The sequence below is a fragment of the Marinobacter sp. DUT-3 genome (genome assembly GCF_050379435.1).
In the GTDB taxonomy this organism is placed as follows: Bacteria; Pseudomonadota; Gammaproteobacteria; order Pseudomonadales; family Oleiphilaceae; genus Marinobacter.
Genome location: NZ_JBNRMG010000001.1, coordinates 732,789 through 747,134 on the forward strand (window position 1 = coordinate 732,789; position 14,346 = coordinate 747,134).

At 58.6% G+C, this 14,346-nt stretch carries 14 protein-coding genes and 1 tRNA gene; 7 read left to right on the forward strand and 8 right to left on the reverse strand.

Translation table 11 applies throughout. From position 1 onward, the window contains the following. Positions 1-362: 362 nt before the first annotated feature. Positions 363-1,112, forward strand: a complete 750-nt coding sequence (locus tag ACQUWM_RS03320; RefSeq protein ID WP_407000515.1) for an electron transfer flavoprotein subunit beta/FixA family protein — start codon at positions 363-365, stop codon at positions 1,110-1,112. Continuing rightward, positions 1,113-2,054, forward strand: coding sequence for an electron transfer flavoprotein subunit alpha/FixB family protein (locus ACQUWM_RS03325; protein ID WP_428921165.1), 942 nt, complete (start codon positions 1,113-1,115; stop codon positions 2,052-2,054). A 27-nt stretch (positions 2,055-2,081) separates the two neighbouring features. On the opposite strand, the gene ACQUWM_RS03330 is transcribed toward ACQUWM_RS03325, so the two are convergent. Then, positions 2,082-2,543 (reverse strand): hypothetical protein, encoded by a 462-nt coding sequence (locus ACQUWM_RS03330; RefSeq protein WP_407000517.1) that lies wholly within the window; start codon positions 2,541-2,543, stop codon positions 2,082-2,084. A gap of 12 nt (positions 2,544-2,555) precedes the next feature. Then, the gene (locus ACQUWM_RS03335; RefSeq protein ID WP_407000917.1) at positions 2,556-2,882 is read right to left on the reverse strand and encodes a hypothetical protein; all 327 of its coding nucleotides are present in this window, start codon (positions 2,880-2,882) and stop codon (positions 2,556-2,558) included. 110 nt (positions 2,883-2,992) lie between these two features. Between ACQUWM_RS03335 and ACQUWM_RS03340 the strand changes: the two genes are divergently transcribed. Together ACQUWM_RS03340 and ACQUWM_RS03345 are read left to right on the forward strand one after the other, a co-directional pair. Further along, positions 2,993-3,394, forward strand: a complete 402-nt coding sequence (locus tag ACQUWM_RS03340) for a hypothetical protein (RefSeq protein ID WP_428921166.1) — start codon at positions 2,993-2,995, stop codon at positions 3,392-3,394. Positions 3,395-3,405: 11 nt separating this feature from the next. Further along, positions 3,406-4,647, forward strand: coding sequence for a saccharopine dehydrogenase family protein (locus ACQUWM_RS03345; RefSeq protein WP_428921167.1), 1,242 nt, complete (start codon positions 3,406-3,408; stop codon positions 4,645-4,647). A gap of 7 nt (positions 4,648-4,654) precedes the next feature. Here the strand turns inward: ACQUWM_RS03345 and cydC are convergent, their stop codons facing one another. From cydC to ACQUWM_RS03365, 4 genes are read right to left on the reverse strand one after another with little or no spacing between them, the layout of a single operon-like run. Continuing rightward, positions 4,655-6,274, reverse strand: coding sequence for a thiol reductant ABC exporter subunit CydC (cydC, locus tag ACQUWM_RS03350; RefSeq protein ID WP_428921168.1), 1,620 nt, complete (start codon positions 6,272-6,274; stop codon positions 4,655-4,657). Then, positions 6,267-7,958, reverse strand: coding sequence for a thiol reductant ABC exporter subunit CydD (cydD, locus tag ACQUWM_RS03355; RefSeq protein ID WP_428921169.1), 1,692 nt, complete (start codon positions 7,956-7,958; stop codon positions 6,267-6,269). The genes cydC and cydD overlap by 8 nt, the downstream gene beginning before the upstream one ends. Beyond that, positions 7,959-8,960, reverse strand: a complete 1,002-nt coding sequence (gene cydB, locus ACQUWM_RS03360; protein ID WP_407000522.1) for a cytochrome d ubiquinol oxidase subunit II — start codon at positions 8,958-8,960, stop codon at positions 7,959-7,961. A 2-nt stretch (positions 8,961-8,962) separates the two neighbouring features. Continuing rightward, complete coding sequence (locus tag ACQUWM_RS03365; RefSeq protein WP_428921170.1) at positions 8,963-10,408, reverse strand: cytochrome ubiquinol oxidase subunit I; 1,446 nt, start codon at positions 10,406-10,408, stop codon at positions 8,963-8,965. A 187-nt stretch (positions 10,409-10,595) separates the two neighbouring features. Here ACQUWM_RS03365 and ACQUWM_RS03370 point away from each other — a divergent pair, with 187 nt between their 5' ends. From ACQUWM_RS03370 to ACQUWM_RS03380, 3 genes are all read left to right on the forward strand, one after another. Beyond that, positions 10,596-11,219 carry a class I SAM-dependent methyltransferase gene (locus ACQUWM_RS03370; protein WP_428921171.1) on the forward strand — a complete coding sequence of 208 codons (624 nt, stop codon included), beginning with the start codon at positions 10,596-10,598 and terminating at the stop codon, positions 11,217-11,219. 78 nt (positions 11,220-11,297) lie between these two features. Next, positions 11,298-11,384: transfer RNA gene (locus tag ACQUWM_RS03375), tRNA-Leu, on the forward strand. A 162-nt stretch (positions 11,385-11,546) separates the two neighbouring features. Next, positions 11,547-12,542, forward strand: a complete 996-nt coding sequence (locus tag ACQUWM_RS03380; RefSeq protein WP_428921172.1) for a hypothetical protein — start codon at positions 11,547-11,549, stop codon at positions 12,540-12,542. Positions 12,543-12,599: 57 nt separating this feature from the next. Here the strand turns inward: ACQUWM_RS03380 and ACQUWM_RS03385 are convergent, their stop codons facing one another. Further along, a complete protein-coding gene (locus ACQUWM_RS03385) occupies positions 12,600-13,403 on the reverse strand; it encodes an enoyl-CoA hydratase-related protein (protein WP_428921173.1) in 804 nt (267 codons plus the stop codon). 22 nt (positions 13,404-13,425) lie between these two features. Then, the gene (locus tag ACQUWM_RS03390; protein ID WP_428921174.1) at positions 13,426-14,340 is read right to left on the reverse strand and encodes a DMT family transporter; all 915 of its coding nucleotides are present in this window, start codon (positions 14,338-14,340) and stop codon (positions 13,426-13,428) included. Positions 14,341-14,346: the final 6 nt, after the last annotated feature.

Here is a 14,346-nt window from a genome sequence, read left to right on the forward strand (position 1 = left end):
TGAAATTTGGCCTGTCCTTTGGCATTGTTTATAAAGGTACTAAGCGTGCTTTCTGAGTCGTTTTTTAGTATCGTCTCACAGCTTTGCTGAGTCAACACGGTTCAGTTGGCTGTGAAAACAGGCGTGGCGTGTCGAATGGGGCTATTGACCCCGTGCACCTTTGCCTGCAGTATAAGTCCGCCGTGACAGCAGGCCCCGCGTGAGGCCGCTGTTTGAACGTTCGGTCTGAAGCCCTTAATTCCGGCCTCACATCGAAACGACAGGAATCGAGAAACACTCTGTTTTCCGCATACGTGGAGTCGTGTTTTGAGAGTGTTTCTGATTGCGAGTCATTAAACCCATCGTAGAAGAACGAGGAATCTATGAAGGTTCTGGTCGCTGTAAAACGAGTTATCGACTACAACGTAAAGGTGCGCGTCAAGCCGGACAACACCGGCGTTGATCTCGCCAACGTCAAGATGGCAATGAACCCGTTCTGCGAAATCGCTGTAGAAGAAGCGGTTCGCCTGAAAGAGAAGGGCGTTGCCAGTGAAATCGTGGTGGTATCCATCGGCCCGAAGGCCGCCCAGGAGCAAATCCGTACTGCTCTGGCACTGGGTGCTGACCGTGGTATCCACATCGAAACAGACGAAGAGGTTCAGTCTCTCGAAGCGGCCAAGCTGCTCAAGTCTGTGGTAGAAAAGGAAGAGCCCAAGCTGGTTATCCTTGGTAAACAGTCCATCGATTCCGACAACAACCAGACTGGCCAGATGCTGGCCGCGCTGACCGGTATGGGTCAGGGCACGTTCGCGTCTGAAGTGGTTGTTGAAGGCGACAAGGTCAACGTCACCCGTGAAATCGACGGTGGTCTGATGACCCTGGCTCTGAACCTGCCTGCCGTGGTCACCACCGACCTGCGTCTGAACGAGCCGCGTTACGCTTCGCTGCCGAACATCATGAAGGCCAAGAAGAAGCCGCTCGAGTCCATGAGCCCGGCCGATCTGGGTGTCGACATTGCCAATCGTCTGTCCACTCTGAAAGTGGAAGCGCCGGCCTCCCGTCAGGCGGGTGTGAAGGTAGCTGACGTTGCTGAGCTGGTCGATAAACTGAAGAACGAAGCGAAGGTGATCTAAATGAGCATCCTTGTAATTGCTGAACACGACAACAGCAGCCTGAAGCAGGCGACCCTCAACGTAGTCGCTACTGCCAAGGCCATCGGCGGTGACATCGACGTACTGGTTGCCGGCGAGAACTGTGGTGCGGTGGCGGAAGCTGCTGCCAAGGCCGAAGGCGTCAACAAGGTTCTGGTTGCCGACAACGCCGCTTACGGTCACTTCCTGGCTGAAAACCTGGGTGAACTGGTTGCCGAAGTGGGTAAGGGCTACAGCCACATCCTGGCTGCTGCCGGTACCACCGGTAAGGACTTCATGCCGCGCGTTGCTGCGCTGCTGGACGTGGCTCAGGTCTCCGACATCATGCGCGTCGAGTCCGAAGACACCTTCGTTCGTCCGATCTACGCTGGTAACGCCATCGCCACTGTGAAGGCGAACGATGCCATCAAGGTCATCACCGTGCGTCCGACCGCGTTTGATCCGGTTGCAGCAGAAGGCGGTTCCGCCTCCGTTGAGCAGCTGGACGTGGTGAAAGACGCCGGCCTGTCTACCTTCGTAGGCGAATTGCTGGCCAAGTCTGATCGTCCGGACCTCGGCAGTGCCGGTATTGTGGTTTCCGGTGGCCGTGGCATGCAGAACGGTGACAACTTCAAGATGCTGGAGCAGGTAGCAGATCTGCTGGGCGCCGCCGTGGGTGCATCCCGCGCTGCCGTTGATGCCGGCTTCGTACCGAACGACATGCAGGTCGGTCAGACCGGTAAGATCGTTGCACCGCAGCTGTACATCGCTGTTGGTATCTCCGGTGCCATCCAGCACCTGGCCGGTATGTCCGACTCCAAGGTGATCGTTGCGATCAACAAGGACGAGGAAGCGCCGATCTTCCAGGTTGCCGATTATGGCCTGGTAGCGGACCTGTTCGAAGCGGTTCCGCAGCTTGAGGAAGAGTTGAAGAAAGTTCTGTAACTTTCGGATCTCTCAGAAAAAAGGCACCTACGGGTGCCTTTTTTTATGCTTCCTGGAAACGATCCGTTTTTCCGCTTTGCCGATAATCAGGGTGTCGGCCAGTATGTGCAGCGCCCGATTGGTGGTGCGCACGCCATGGTAGATCTGTTGGCTGGTCTGGTCATGGGTTTCCCGGGCCTTGCGGGCAGTTTGACGGAACTGGTCATCCCGGGAGAAATGATCAATCAGCCCAAAGGTGGTCGAGGAAATGGCCTTGTGGACCTTCTCCACGGCTGTCGCGCCGCCGGTGACGGTTTCTTCCAGCAACTTTGCACGGTTACGGACTTCCAGCAGGTCCATCCGGCTTTTCTGGATGGCACTGTTCGCCGCAATACGGTGGGAGTTCACCACCCGTAGACGGCGACGGCTGTCGAGTAGTTGCCAGTATGTGTAGGAAAGGCCGGCTGTGGTTGCTGTCAACAGGGCGGCAGAGGCAATCAGAGTAGACATGGGTTACCTCAATCAGCGATATTCAATGTGCATTTGCACGTCGATTTCACGTTCATCCAGTTCCCGTTCCAGCTCCTTCATCACTTCCTGATACACCATTTTTCGTACCATAACAGGCAGGTGATCGGCCAGAACGCGGGCTGAACGGGACTCCCGCTTGGCTACGGAAATCGGATCCACAACCCGCAGCGTAAGGATAAGCTCCGGGTCCCGATCCGGTTCTGTGATGTCATCACTTTCCATCATCTGGGCGATGACTTTACGCTGCTCGCAGATCTGCCAGAAAAGAAAGGCACTGAAGGCGGCAAGCAACAGGCTCAGTATCAGTAACAGTGTCACCAAGGTTGACCTCCGGGACGTGTGTGTTTTTCATTGTGTTTCCTGCAGTGTGCCGGATACATTGTGACAAACGATTGGCCGTGCCGACGGTTATTTTCAGGAGATATTACATGGTTTGGTTCAAGGCGTTTGTCAGTGGCTTTCTCGCCACCCTGGTTTTCCACCAGGGATTGTTTGCACTGTTCTACCTCGGGGGCATGGTCCCAGCTGCGCCGTTCAACATGACTGCTGTACCGCCTTTTGGCGTACCTGCGGTGGTATCCCTGGCGTTTTTCGGAGGCCTTTGGGGTGTCCTGTTGTGGGCTGTTCTGGGGAGGATGGCCGGCGTAAAATTCTGGCTTGGTCATGTCATTGTGGGCGCTATCGGTCCCACTGCGGTTGCCATGCTGGTCGTATTTCCCCTGAAAAACCTTGATGTGTCCGCCCAGACCTGGATTGGCGGGCTGGTACTGAACGGCTTCTGGGGCCTGGGCGTCGCGATTTTCATGCACTTTTTCCAACGTAATAAATAAAAGGATGAACAATGACAAAATCAACGGACACAACCTATGATCTGGTGGTCTTCGGGGCGACCAGTTTTGTAGGGCAGATCCTCACGCGGTATCTGCTGGAGACCTACGGAGTGGGGCAATCGGTTTCCTGGGCAATCGCCGGACGTTCACAGGGCAAACTCGACAAGCTCAAGGGCGATCTGGGGCCCAAAGGTACGGAACTGCCAGTCATCATTGCTGATGCCGCCGATGAGTCCAGCTTGCAGGTAATGTGCGACCAGACGCGGGTCATCATCTCCACGGTCGGACCCTACGCGTTATACGGTGAGCCTCTGGTTCAGGCCTGTGTGCGCACCGGAACCGATTACTGCGACCTGACCGGGGAAGTACAATGGATTCGCAAGATGGTCGAGCGCTACGAGGAAGAGGCACAGTCGTCCGGCGCCCGCATTGTCCATTGTTGCGGCTTTGACTCCATCCCGTCGGATATGGGCGTCTGGTTCCTGCAGAATAAAGCGGAGGAGACCTTTGGCGCGCCTTGTCGTGATGTTCGTATGCGGGTGAAGGTCGCCAAAGGCGAGTTTTCGGGGGGTACCGTGGCTTCCATGATGAACGTGGCCAGGGAAGCCGCAGCGGATCCCCAGCTGCGAAAGGAACTGGCGAACCCGTTCTCCATCTGTCCGCCGGAGCACCGCTCGACAACCCGTCAGCCAAGCCTCAAAGGCGCCGAGTTCGACAAAACCTTCAATGTCTGGTTGGCACCCTTTGTGATGGGGGCCATCAATACCCGGGTGGTGCATCGCTCAAACGCCTTGCAGGGTGCCCGGTACGGCAAGGAATTCACTTACGACGAAGCGATGATGACCGGCCGTGGCGCCAAGGGGCGACTGGCTTCCTACGCCATCATCGGCGGCCTGGCCGGGTTCTTTACCGCCTCTGCCATCAAGCCGACCCGCTGGCTGGTGGAGAAGTTCGTGCCCAAGCCCGGCGAAGGGCCCAGCCCGGAAGCCCAGAAAGCCGGGTTCTACGATCTGCGTTTTGTTGGCCGGACCGAAGATGGCAAAACCATTATCACCAAGGTGACCGGCGATCAGGACCCGGGGTACGGTTCCACCGGCAAAATGCTGGGTGAGGCAGGCATGTGCCTGGCGTTTGATGTGCCCGCCGAGCAGCCGGGGGGGTTCTGGACACCGGCATCGCTGCTGGATGGCAAGCTGCTTGAGCGCCTGACCTCCAAAGCGGGCCTGACCTTTGAGGTAGTGGAAACCCGCTGAAGCGACCCTAGCTGAGGTGAACCACCGCGCCGGAGCCAGGAATGGCTTCCGGCGCGTGACCCAGGCTGATTACAGTTTTCCCGCGGAGCCAGGCCTGCAGCCGCGCATTGATTCGGTCGCGGGTTGTGGCATCCACGCCAGTGAAGGGCTCGTCCAGAATGACAATGGGGCGGGACGTCAGCAACACCCTGGCCAGGGCGATGCGCCGGGCCTCGCCTCCCGATAAACGGCTGCCACTGGCGCCAAGCCAGGTATTCAGCTGCTCCGGCTCATGAACGAATCGTTCCGCCATACCCACCAGTTCCAGTACGCTCCAAAGCTGTTGATCCGTGGCATCCGGATTACCCAGCAAAAGATTGGACCGCAAGGTATCCTCGAACAACACCGTTTGTTGCGTCAGGTAGCAACATTCCCGGGTGATCAGCGATCCGGCTGTTGGCGTTATCAGTCCCGCCAGGGCGTCGGCGAGTGAGGATTTTCCGGAACCGGATACCCCGATAATTCCCAGCCACTGCCCGCATTCGACGGACAGGTTGAAATGGGTCATCAGCGGCGGATGGTTCGGGTGCCGCAGTGTCAGGTTACGGATCTCGACTGCTACATTTTCCTTCAAGGCAGGGCTGGGTTCCGGGGCCGGATGACCATCAGGCGTATCGTGACAGTCCCGGTTCAGTCTTGCGGCGGAGGCTATCGTGCCACCGAGTCGGCCAAAGGCGTCAGGCAGCATGGCGTAGACTTCACCCAACCCCAGAAGCGCGATGGGTAGCAAGACCATGACCGGACCGCTAATGGCATCAATGCTGTAGAGCTGTAGCCCCACCCACAGCGCACAAACCACCGCCAGGTTGATCAATACCTGGGTGAGGGCAGAGTGCCAGCCCACGCGGGTTTCCGTCTCTGCCTGCTGCCGTGTCACCCAGGAGGCGTTACGCAGCAGCCAGGCGGCATGCTTTCCGGTACGTCCGGCGGCGGTGAGCTCTGCAAACCCATCCAGATGCTCTATCACTCCGGTGCGAATTTCCTCGGTTTCGTCGGTTTGCCGAGAGGTCAGCGCGCGGGTTCTGAAAAATACCGCCACCGTCGCCCCCACGAACGCCACGGTTAGCAGGGCGAGCAGGATCAGCGCCAGTTGCCAGCTATAAAACAGGGCCGCCGTGATCACCAGGAGCATGGTCACCAATGCGGCCAGCGCCGTCGGGGCGATCAGGCGAAGGTACAGGGTGTCCAGCGCATCCACATCACTGGTCAGCCGTGAAAGCCACTGGGAGCCCCTGAGGGCTGACCGGCTGCCGCGTCTGGCCAGGGACAGCTGACGGAACAGGGTAACCCGGATATCAGTGAGCAGTCTCAGCACCGTATCGTGGTTGTAGACGCGTTCAAGATAGCGCGCCACGGTCCGAGTGACCGCAAACAACCGGATACCGCCACCGGGTATATAGAGATTGAGGGACGCCTGCACACCGGCAGCCAGCAGCAGTCCGGTGAGTGCCGTTGCGGTAATAAACCAGCCTGAAAGTGCCAGCAGCCCCATACCGGCAAGCAGAGTCAGCAACATTAACAGACCGCCGGTTATCAGCCGCCCCGGGCGCTGGAAGATCAGCGCCAGCCAGGGTTTGAGCTCAGGCATTGCGAACCTCTCCCTGCGAGACCAGAAGAATACGGTTGGCCAGCGTGAGCAGCGCCTGGTGGTGAGTGGCAAAGATCAGCGTTTTGCCGGCAACCGACAGTTTGTGCAACGCCTCCAGCACGAAAATCTCGCTGTCGGTGTCCAGCCCGGCGGTCGGCTCATCCAGCAGGATCAGGTCATAATCCGCCACAAAGATCCGGGCCAGGCTCAGGCGTCGGGCCTGACCACCGGACAGCCCCTGGCCATCCTCCGAGACGGTGCTGTAGATTCCCTGGTCCCGGTTGTCGATCAGGTATCCCAGCCCCACATGCCGCAGCGCCGCCTCGATGGCGATGTCCGATGCATCCGGCGTAGTCAGCCGCAGGTTATCCGCCCAGCTGCCATGCACCAGAAACGCGGACTGCCCGAGCCAGCCAAAGCGGAAACTGCCGGCGGGCTGGCCGAACACGTCAACAGTGCCTTCATCGGGACGGATAAAACCGGCCAGGATTTGCAGCAGGGTAGACTTGCCGCCCCCGGAGGGTCCGGTCAGGGCAACAATATCACCCCGTTCAACGACCAGGGACTGATTGCTGAAAACCGGCGGGCCATCGCCATACCTCATCGAGATACCCTGCAGGCTAATCCGGCTGTTGTTCCCATTTACCCCCTGTTGCTGTGTTGGCGGGGTGACTGGTTGCGAATGGGGTTCGGGTGTCGAGCGCAACCTGGCCAGAAGTTCGGCGCTGGCGCCCAGCGCTGCGGCCCGGTCGTGATAGTGCTGGGAGAGGGTACGCAGGGGCTGGAAAAACTCCGGCGCCAGCAACAACACCAACAGGCCGGAAAACAGCGTCAGCTCTCCGGCGGGGCCCCAGGCGATGTAACCCAGCAGGCCAAACCCGATGTAGATGGCGATGACCGCAATAGCGACCGACGCAAAGAATTCCAGAACGGCGGAGGAAAGGAAGGCCACCTTCAGAGTCTTCATGGTGATTCTGCGGTAGCGATCCGAGCGTTCACGAATGGCGGTAATGGCGGTATCCGTCGCGCCAAACAGTTGCAAAGTGGTGAGCCCGCGCACCTTGTCGAGAAACTGGCCGGACAGCCGGCTGATGGTTTCAAAATGCTGTTGGTTGAGCTTTTCCGCTCCCATCCCCACCAGGGCCATGAATATCGGAATCAGGGGCGCGGACAGCAGCAGGAAAATGCCCGCAAGCCAGTCCAGCCAGAATACCACCACCAGAATGATCAGCGGGAGCGCAACGGCCAGCACCAGTTGCGGCAGAAAACGGGCGAAATAACCATGCAGGGCATCCACATGGTCAATCCATTCCCGCGCCAGCGTACCTGCGGATTGCTGCCCGAGATGAACCGGGCCACAGGCCCGCCAGTGACGATTGAGCTGGCGACGGACATCCGCGCGCACCTTGCGGCTGCATTGGGCCGCCACCCGGGTCTGGAGGCCCTGGGCGACACCACGAACCAGGATGGCAGCCACCAGCCCGGCGAACAGGGCACCCAGTTCGGTTACCGGCGCTTTATCGACCACGCCGAGGTAGACAATGCGTGCCAGCAACGCCATCTGGGCAATGGTGGCCAGCCCGGCCACCGTGCCCGCGATAACCGCTCCCCGAATCAGGGAGCGGCTGCCCCGGGCCAGTTCACCCAGCCATGTCCGGACGTCCGCAGGCGTCGGTTCGGTCACTTAATGATATCCCTCGCCGGCCCGGACCTTGCCGCGGAATACCCAATACGTCCAGGCGGTATACGTCAGCACAATGGGAATCACGAACAGCAGACCAAGCAACAGGAACAGCTGGGACTCATAGGCGGAGGCCGCATCCCACAGGGTGTAATCCGGTGGTACCACATAGGGCCAGCGGCTGACGATCAGGCCCAGGTAGGTAAAGATGAACAATCCCATGGTGGCAACAAAGGGCATGCCTTCAGAGCGCTTGCGGACCGACCGGAAAATCTGGAACGCACACAGCAGCGTCAGCGCCGGCAGAATCCAGATCACACTGAGGTTGGAGAACCAGCGGTCCCGTACCATGTCATCCACAAACGGTGTCCACACACTGATAATCCCAAACACCACCAGCACGCCACCCAGCAGCGGCAGGGCCAGCTTGTACGCCCAGTCCTGCAGGCGACCTTCCGTTTTCAGGATCAGCCAGGTGGTGCCGAGCAGCGCATAACCGGCGAGCATGCCGAGCCCGGTCAGCACCGTGAACGGGGTTAACCAGTCCAGGGCACTACCGACGTACACGCCATCCATGGTTTCAAACCCCTGGATGTAGGCGCCAACCACCGCGCCCTGGGCAAACGCCGCCAACGTGGAGCCACCGGCGAACGCCCAGTTCCAGAGATAGCGGGATGTGTTGGCCTTGAAGCGGAATTCGAACGCCACGCCCCGGAAAATCAACCCCGCCAGTAACAGGAAGACACCAATGTACAGGGCCGGCAGCAGGATGGAATACACCATCGGGAACGCCGCCAATAGCCCGGCGCCGCCCAGCACCAGCCAGGTCTCGTTGCCGTCCCATACCGGGGCGACGGTGTTCATCATGGTATCCCGGTCTTCCTCGGAAGGCGCAAAGGGAAAGAGAATGCCAACACCCAGGTCAAACCCGTCCATCAACACGTACATGATGATGCCAAAACCAATAATGAAGGCCCAGATAAGGGGCAGATCAAACAGTTCCATAATCAATGGCCTCCGTGTTTGGTGGGTTTCGCGGTACCGACAAGGTCGCCTTCATTGTGCTCAATCTCGAAGGGCACATGGGTTGCGGACAACGGGCGTTTCGGGCGCTCCGCTTCATGATCGTCGTCTTCGTGTGAGTCCTCCAGACCGACATACAGTACACGCATGAGATAATAGACCCCGGCAGAGAACACCAGGGCGTACACCACGATATAGCCGATCAGAGTGAAAAGGGCCATGCCGCCGGTGAGGGACGGGGTGACCGAATCAGCGTGGTTCATCATCCCGTACACCAGCCAGGGCGCGCGGCCGGTCTCTGTCACGATCCAGCCGGCCAGTACCGCAATAAAGGGGGTAATGCTCATAAACCGCAACCCCTGCAGGAACCAGGGAGAGCGCCAGTAGCGACCACCCGCCCTGAGGATCAGACCGGCCACCGCAAAAGCGATCATCAGCAGGCCAAGGCCCACCATCACCCGGAATGACCAGAACACCAAGGCAACCGGGGGCTGTTCATCGGCCGATATTTCGTTCAGGCCCGGAACCTCGCCATCCCATTCGTGGGTGAGGATGAGGCTTGCCACGCCCGGCAAGCCAATCTCAAACAGATTGGTCTGGTTTTCCTGGTCCGGAATCGCAAACAGCAACAACGGCACATGGGTAGAGGTTTCCCAGTTGCCTTCCATTGCCGCCACCTTCATCGGCTGGTGCTCCAGAGTATTCAGGCCATGAAAATCACCGACAACCGCTTGCAGCGGCGCGATGAACAGCAGTAGCCAGAGACACATCGACAGCGCTTTCTTGTTCGCCTTTATCTCGCGGCCCTTCAGCAGGTACCAGGCGCTGACCCCGGCAACCACGAAACTGCCGGTCAGGAATGACGCCAGCCCCATGTGCATAAAGCGGTAGGGGAAAGACGGGTTGAAAATGGCTTCGCTCCAGGAAGTTACGTAGAACACGCCATCACGCAGTTCCGTACCTGCAGGAGTGTGCATCCAGCTGTTTGCGGCCAGAATCCAGAACGAGGAAATAAAGGTTCCCAGCGCCACCATAATGGCCGCAAACAGGTGAACCCCGGCCGGTACCTTGTTGCGCCCGAACAGCAGCACGCCAAGAAACGCCGCTTCCAGGAAGAACGCCGTCACCACCTCATAACTGAGAACCGGGCCGAGGAAGTTGGCCGAAGCCTGGGCAAAATTGCTCCAGTTGGTGCCGAACTGGAACGACATCACAATGCCAGACACCACCCCCATGCCGAAGACAACGGCAAAGACCTTGGTCCAGAAGCCCGAAAGCTTTTCCCATACCGGATTGCGTGTTTTAAAGAAGAGCCCTTCAAGCACAGCGATGAAGGAAGCAAGCCCGATGGTGAACACCGGAAAGATGGCGTGAAATGACACCACAAACGCGAACTGGATTCGCGATAGGATGAGAGGATCAAGTTCCATTGGGAACCTCCGGTAACTACTCACACGTTACAAAAACGGGCAAAGCGCACCCGTTCGGCCGCTGCCTAAGCTCATATTGTAAAGTTGTTATTACCGGCAGATGCGGGCCATGCTACTAAAAACAGGGCCCTGACCAACAGGACAAAATGTCTCTGCCCCTTGATCTATAACAATTATGGCGAATCCAATGAGCTTTTACGAAGACCGAATACTGCCTCACATCATAGACTGCACCTGCTCCGTGGGCCAGGTGATGAAACTGCGTAGCCAGGTCGTACCGAAGGCCAGGGGCGTGGTGCTGGAAGTCGGCATGGGTTCCGCCATCAACCTGGAATTCTATAACCCGGACACCGTCAGCCTGGTCTACGGCCTGGAGCCGTCCGAAGGCATGCGCCGAAAAGCCCGGGAAAACCTCAGCCGGTCACCGGTAAACGTGGAATGGCTGGACCTGCCGGGAGAGAAAATCCCGCTGCCTGACAACAGCGTAGACACCGTTCTGCTGACCTTCACCCTGTGCACCATACCCGACTGGCGGGCGGCCCTGGAACAGATGAAACGGGTACTCAAACCCGACGGAGAACTGCTGTTCCTGGAGCACGGTGAGTCGTGCGATCACGGCGTTCGCCGCTGGCAACACCGGATCACCCCGGGCTGGAAAAAACTGGCCGGGGGCTGCCACCTGAACCGCCCGATAGCCGACCTGATCCGCGAAACCGGGTTCGACATTCTGGAACTTGACAACCTCTACATCCCGAAAGCCCCAAAAATCGCCGGCTATATCTACAAGGGCAGGGCCGTAAAACCGGCATGAGCTTTCCCCGTGGCCAATTGGAATTGCGTTAGCCGACACGGCCTTATACAATTCTGCCCCTCAAAACCTCCCTCCGATGCCCGGATGGTGAAATTGGTAGACACAAGAGACTTAAAATCTCTCGGCCGCAAGGCCGTGCCGGTTCGATTCCGGCTCCGGGCACCATTTGCTTCCTACCATATGACCTCACCCCAACTTTCGTGATCACCGTCATGCTCTCCACCGCTCACAGAAAGCCAAATATGGTTATTTTCACGACATTCCGCTATAAAAGGCGGGGGCTGGGTGCCCTGTGAACACAAAGAAAAACCAAGGGAATGAGATCATATGAAGCAGCAAACCTTTATCAAGTCGGTCATGGTGACGTCCGTCGCTCTGGTTTTGTCCGCCTGTGGTGGTGGCGGTGGAGGAGGCGGGAGTGATCGTGAAGTGTCGTCTGGTGGTTCGCTTTCTCTGGACGATGGCGGCTATTCGACCCGTAAGGCATCGCTCAGCACGCAAGAAGATTTCGAGGGTACGACGTCTGCCTATCAGTCATCGGAAGAAGCCCTGGACCTCGTGACTGAAGTCGAAGAGGTTATCAACTCTGGCGGGCTGGGGGAGGTCGCTCAAGATGGCGCGACTGCTCAGGCGCAGGCTGCTTCCGTGGATCTGGCTTGCGAAAATGAGGGCGGCTCGGTCAAGGTTACCGACAATTCTGTCTCCGGCGTCACTGATCTGCGTTACGACTTCAGCAATTGTGGATTGACGACGGTGAGTTTCGGTCAGGTTGAGCTGAACGGTTCCTACACCTACAAGGAAAGTGGCAGTTCCAGCTCCGGATCGGAATCCTGGAGTGGTTCGGAGACTTTCAATATCTCCGGGAGCTTTGTTGCCTCCGACACACCATTCGCTCTCAAAGGTGGTGATAGCTGGTCAGAAACCTCTGATGCCGCTGCGGAAAAGGCCACTCTGACGCTGACCTCTGATGTTCTGGAGTTCAAGAAAGGGACAAGTTACGTCGCATTGCAGGGCTCACTCATTACCCTCAGCGTTGAGGGCGACCAGCTGTCTTTAAGTACGCAATTCAAACTGATCAGCTCGGCAATGAACGGCTACGTTGACTATACAACGCCCAGCCCCGTCGTGATCGATCTCTCCCAGGAGACCCTATGCCCCATCCAGGGGGTCAATCGTATGGCAGGGGATGGTGTGGTTGAAGTGCGTTACGGGATGGACACCGGCACCGGCGCGGACGTTGTCGTGGAGGTCAACAATAATACTGTTGAGTCTTATGAAACCTGCGACGAATTCGATGCCAATGTGTTCCCGGGTGCACTGTAGAAGCTGAGTATACAGGGGCAGCTCAAGCTGCCCCTGATGCGGCTAACGGAAAGGCCGTTATTTCTTCGCCATAGCCTCCAACATCCGATTAACCGCCTCCAGATGCTCCGGCTCGTTGTGGCACATGCCCTGAAAATTGGCGCATACATCCAGGAAATCCTTCAGCTCCATCCGCGGGGCCATCTTCATCAGGCGCTTGGTCAGGCGCGTGGCTTTCGGTGGCTGGCTGGCCATTCGGTCTGCCATGGCTTGTGCTGCGTTCAGTAGTTCATCGGCGGGGACGACTTCCAGAACAATGCCCAGTTCCTTTGCTTCTTTCGCATCGATGATACGGCCGGTGAGTGTCAGCTCGAAGGCTCGCTGGTAGCCGATCAGCCGCTGCATGAACCAGGCACCGCCATCGCCGGGGATGATGCCGAGGTTGAGGAAGGTTTCTCCGAACTTTGCGGTTTCCGAGGCGATGCGGATGTCGGCCATGTTGGCCAGGTCGAAGCCTGCCCCGATGGCGGGGCCGTTGACGGCGGCGATGATGGGGACTTCCACATCCTGCAGGGCCAGGGGGATGCGCTGGATGCCTTTACGGTAGCGGTCGGCGCATTCGGCCACATCGCCGGCGAAATCACCGCTGCGGTTGGCCATATCGCGGATGTTGCCGCCGGCGCTGAAGGCGGAGCCGGCGCCGGTGATCACCAGTACCGATACATCTTCACACTGGTTTACCCATTCGGCGGTGCTCACGATGTCCTCGATCAGGTGGGATCCTGTCAGGGCGTTGCGCAGGTCGTGACGGTTCAGGGTGAGGGTGGCTACCCGGTTTTCCAGGGTCAGCAGGGCGTCGGTCAGTTGCGGTAGGGTGGTCATGGCTTCGATTCCTTGTGATCAGTCAGTGCGTATCTTCCCGCGCCGGGTCCGGGTTGATCAACTGCGTGCGACTTCGCCGGTACCTCCGTACTTCGATCCAGCCGTGAACGGCCAGGGCGGAGAACACGATAACCCCGCCGATCAGGCTGAGTCTGGGCGGTACTTCGCCAAGGAACAGCCAGACGAGGAAGGAGCCCAGCACGGTTTCCAACAGCAGCATCAGGCTGACTTCCGCCGCGGGAATGTAGCGGGGGCCGATCTGGATAAGAATGCAGGCCATGGGGAGAAACACCAGGCAGAGCAGGGCGATAAAGAAGCTGTCCCGGGGTGAGGGTATGTGTGCGCCGCCGGCCAGAGCGGCCACTGCGGCCAGCAGCAGGGCGCCGAACATCAGCATCACGCTCATGTCGCTGTCTGGTTTGGAGCGGGCCATGTTGAGGTTGGAGGCAAGGGCCGTGGCGGCAACGAATGCCATGATCAGCCCGAGCGGATTGCCCTTGCCCCATTCACCAATCGCCATGAACGTGGCGCCGGTGACGCACACCAGGATGATGGCCCAGGTTCTAAGGGGCAGGGTCTCCTTCCACACCGCCCACGCGATCACGGCGGCAATCACCGGCGCGGTATTCAGGATCACCAGAACGTTGCCGGCGGCGGTGTTTTTCATGCCCACCACAAAGCCCAGTGTGCTTATGGCAAAGGCGCCGGCGCAGAACAGGCCTTTCCAGCCGCATTTGCGGATCTCGGGTACCAGTCGTGAGCGGTATCTGAGCCAACTGATCACGTAAAAGCTAATGGCCAGCAGAAGGCCTCGCCAGAACACGAAAACAACCGGGTCGACGGAGGTGATCTTAACGAGGAGTGCGTCCGGGGTAATAAACAGCACGCCCAGTGCGGCAATGGTCAGCCCTTTTATCCGGGTTGTTTCTACGGTCAAGTTACC

Bases quoted from the DNA above. Each gene is read 5' to 3' on its own strand.
- ACQUWM_RS03340 (WP_428921166.1), top strand. From the start codon at position 2,993: ATGGTTTGGTTCAAGGCGTTTGTCAGTGGCTTTCTCGCCACCCTGGTT.
- ACQUWM_RS03380 (WP_428921172.1), top strand. From the start codon at position 11,547: ATGAAGCAGCAAACCTTTATCAAGTCGGTCATGGTGACGTCCGTCGCT.
- ACQUWM_RS03320 (WP_407000515.1), top strand. From the start codon at position 363: ATGAAGGTTCTGGTCGCTGTAAAACGAGTTATCGACTACAACGTAAAG.
- ACQUWM_RS03325 (WP_428921165.1), top strand. From the start codon at position 1,113: ATGAGCATCCTTGTAATTGCTGAACACGACAACAGCAGCCTGAAGCAG.
- ACQUWM_RS03370 (WP_428921171.1), top strand. From the start codon at position 10,596: ATGAGCTTTTACGAAGACCGAATACTGCCTCACATCATAGACTGCACC.
- cydC (WP_428921168.1), bottom strand. From the start codon at position 6,274: ATGCCTGAGCTCAAACCCTGGCTGGCGCTGATCTTCCAGCGCCCGGGG.
- ACQUWM_RS03385 (WP_428921173.1), bottom strand. From the start codon at position 13,403: ATGACCACCCTACCGCAACTGACCGACGCCCTGCTGACCCTGGAAAAC.
- ACQUWM_RS03345 (WP_428921167.1), top strand. From the start codon at position 3,406: ATGACAAAATCAACGGACACAACCTATGATCTGGTGGTCTTCGGGGCG.
- cydB (WP_407000522.1), bottom strand. From the start codon at position 8,960: ATGGAACTGTTTGATCTGCCCCTTATCTGGGCCTTCATTATTGGTTTT.
- ACQUWM_RS03330 (WP_407000517.1), bottom strand. From the start codon at position 2,543: ATGTCTACTCTGATTGCCTCTGCCGCCCTGTTGACAGCAACCACAGCC.
- ACQUWM_RS03365 (WP_428921170.1), bottom strand. From the start codon at position 10,408: ATGGAACTTGATCCTCTCATCCTATCGCGAATCCAGTTCGCGTTTGTG.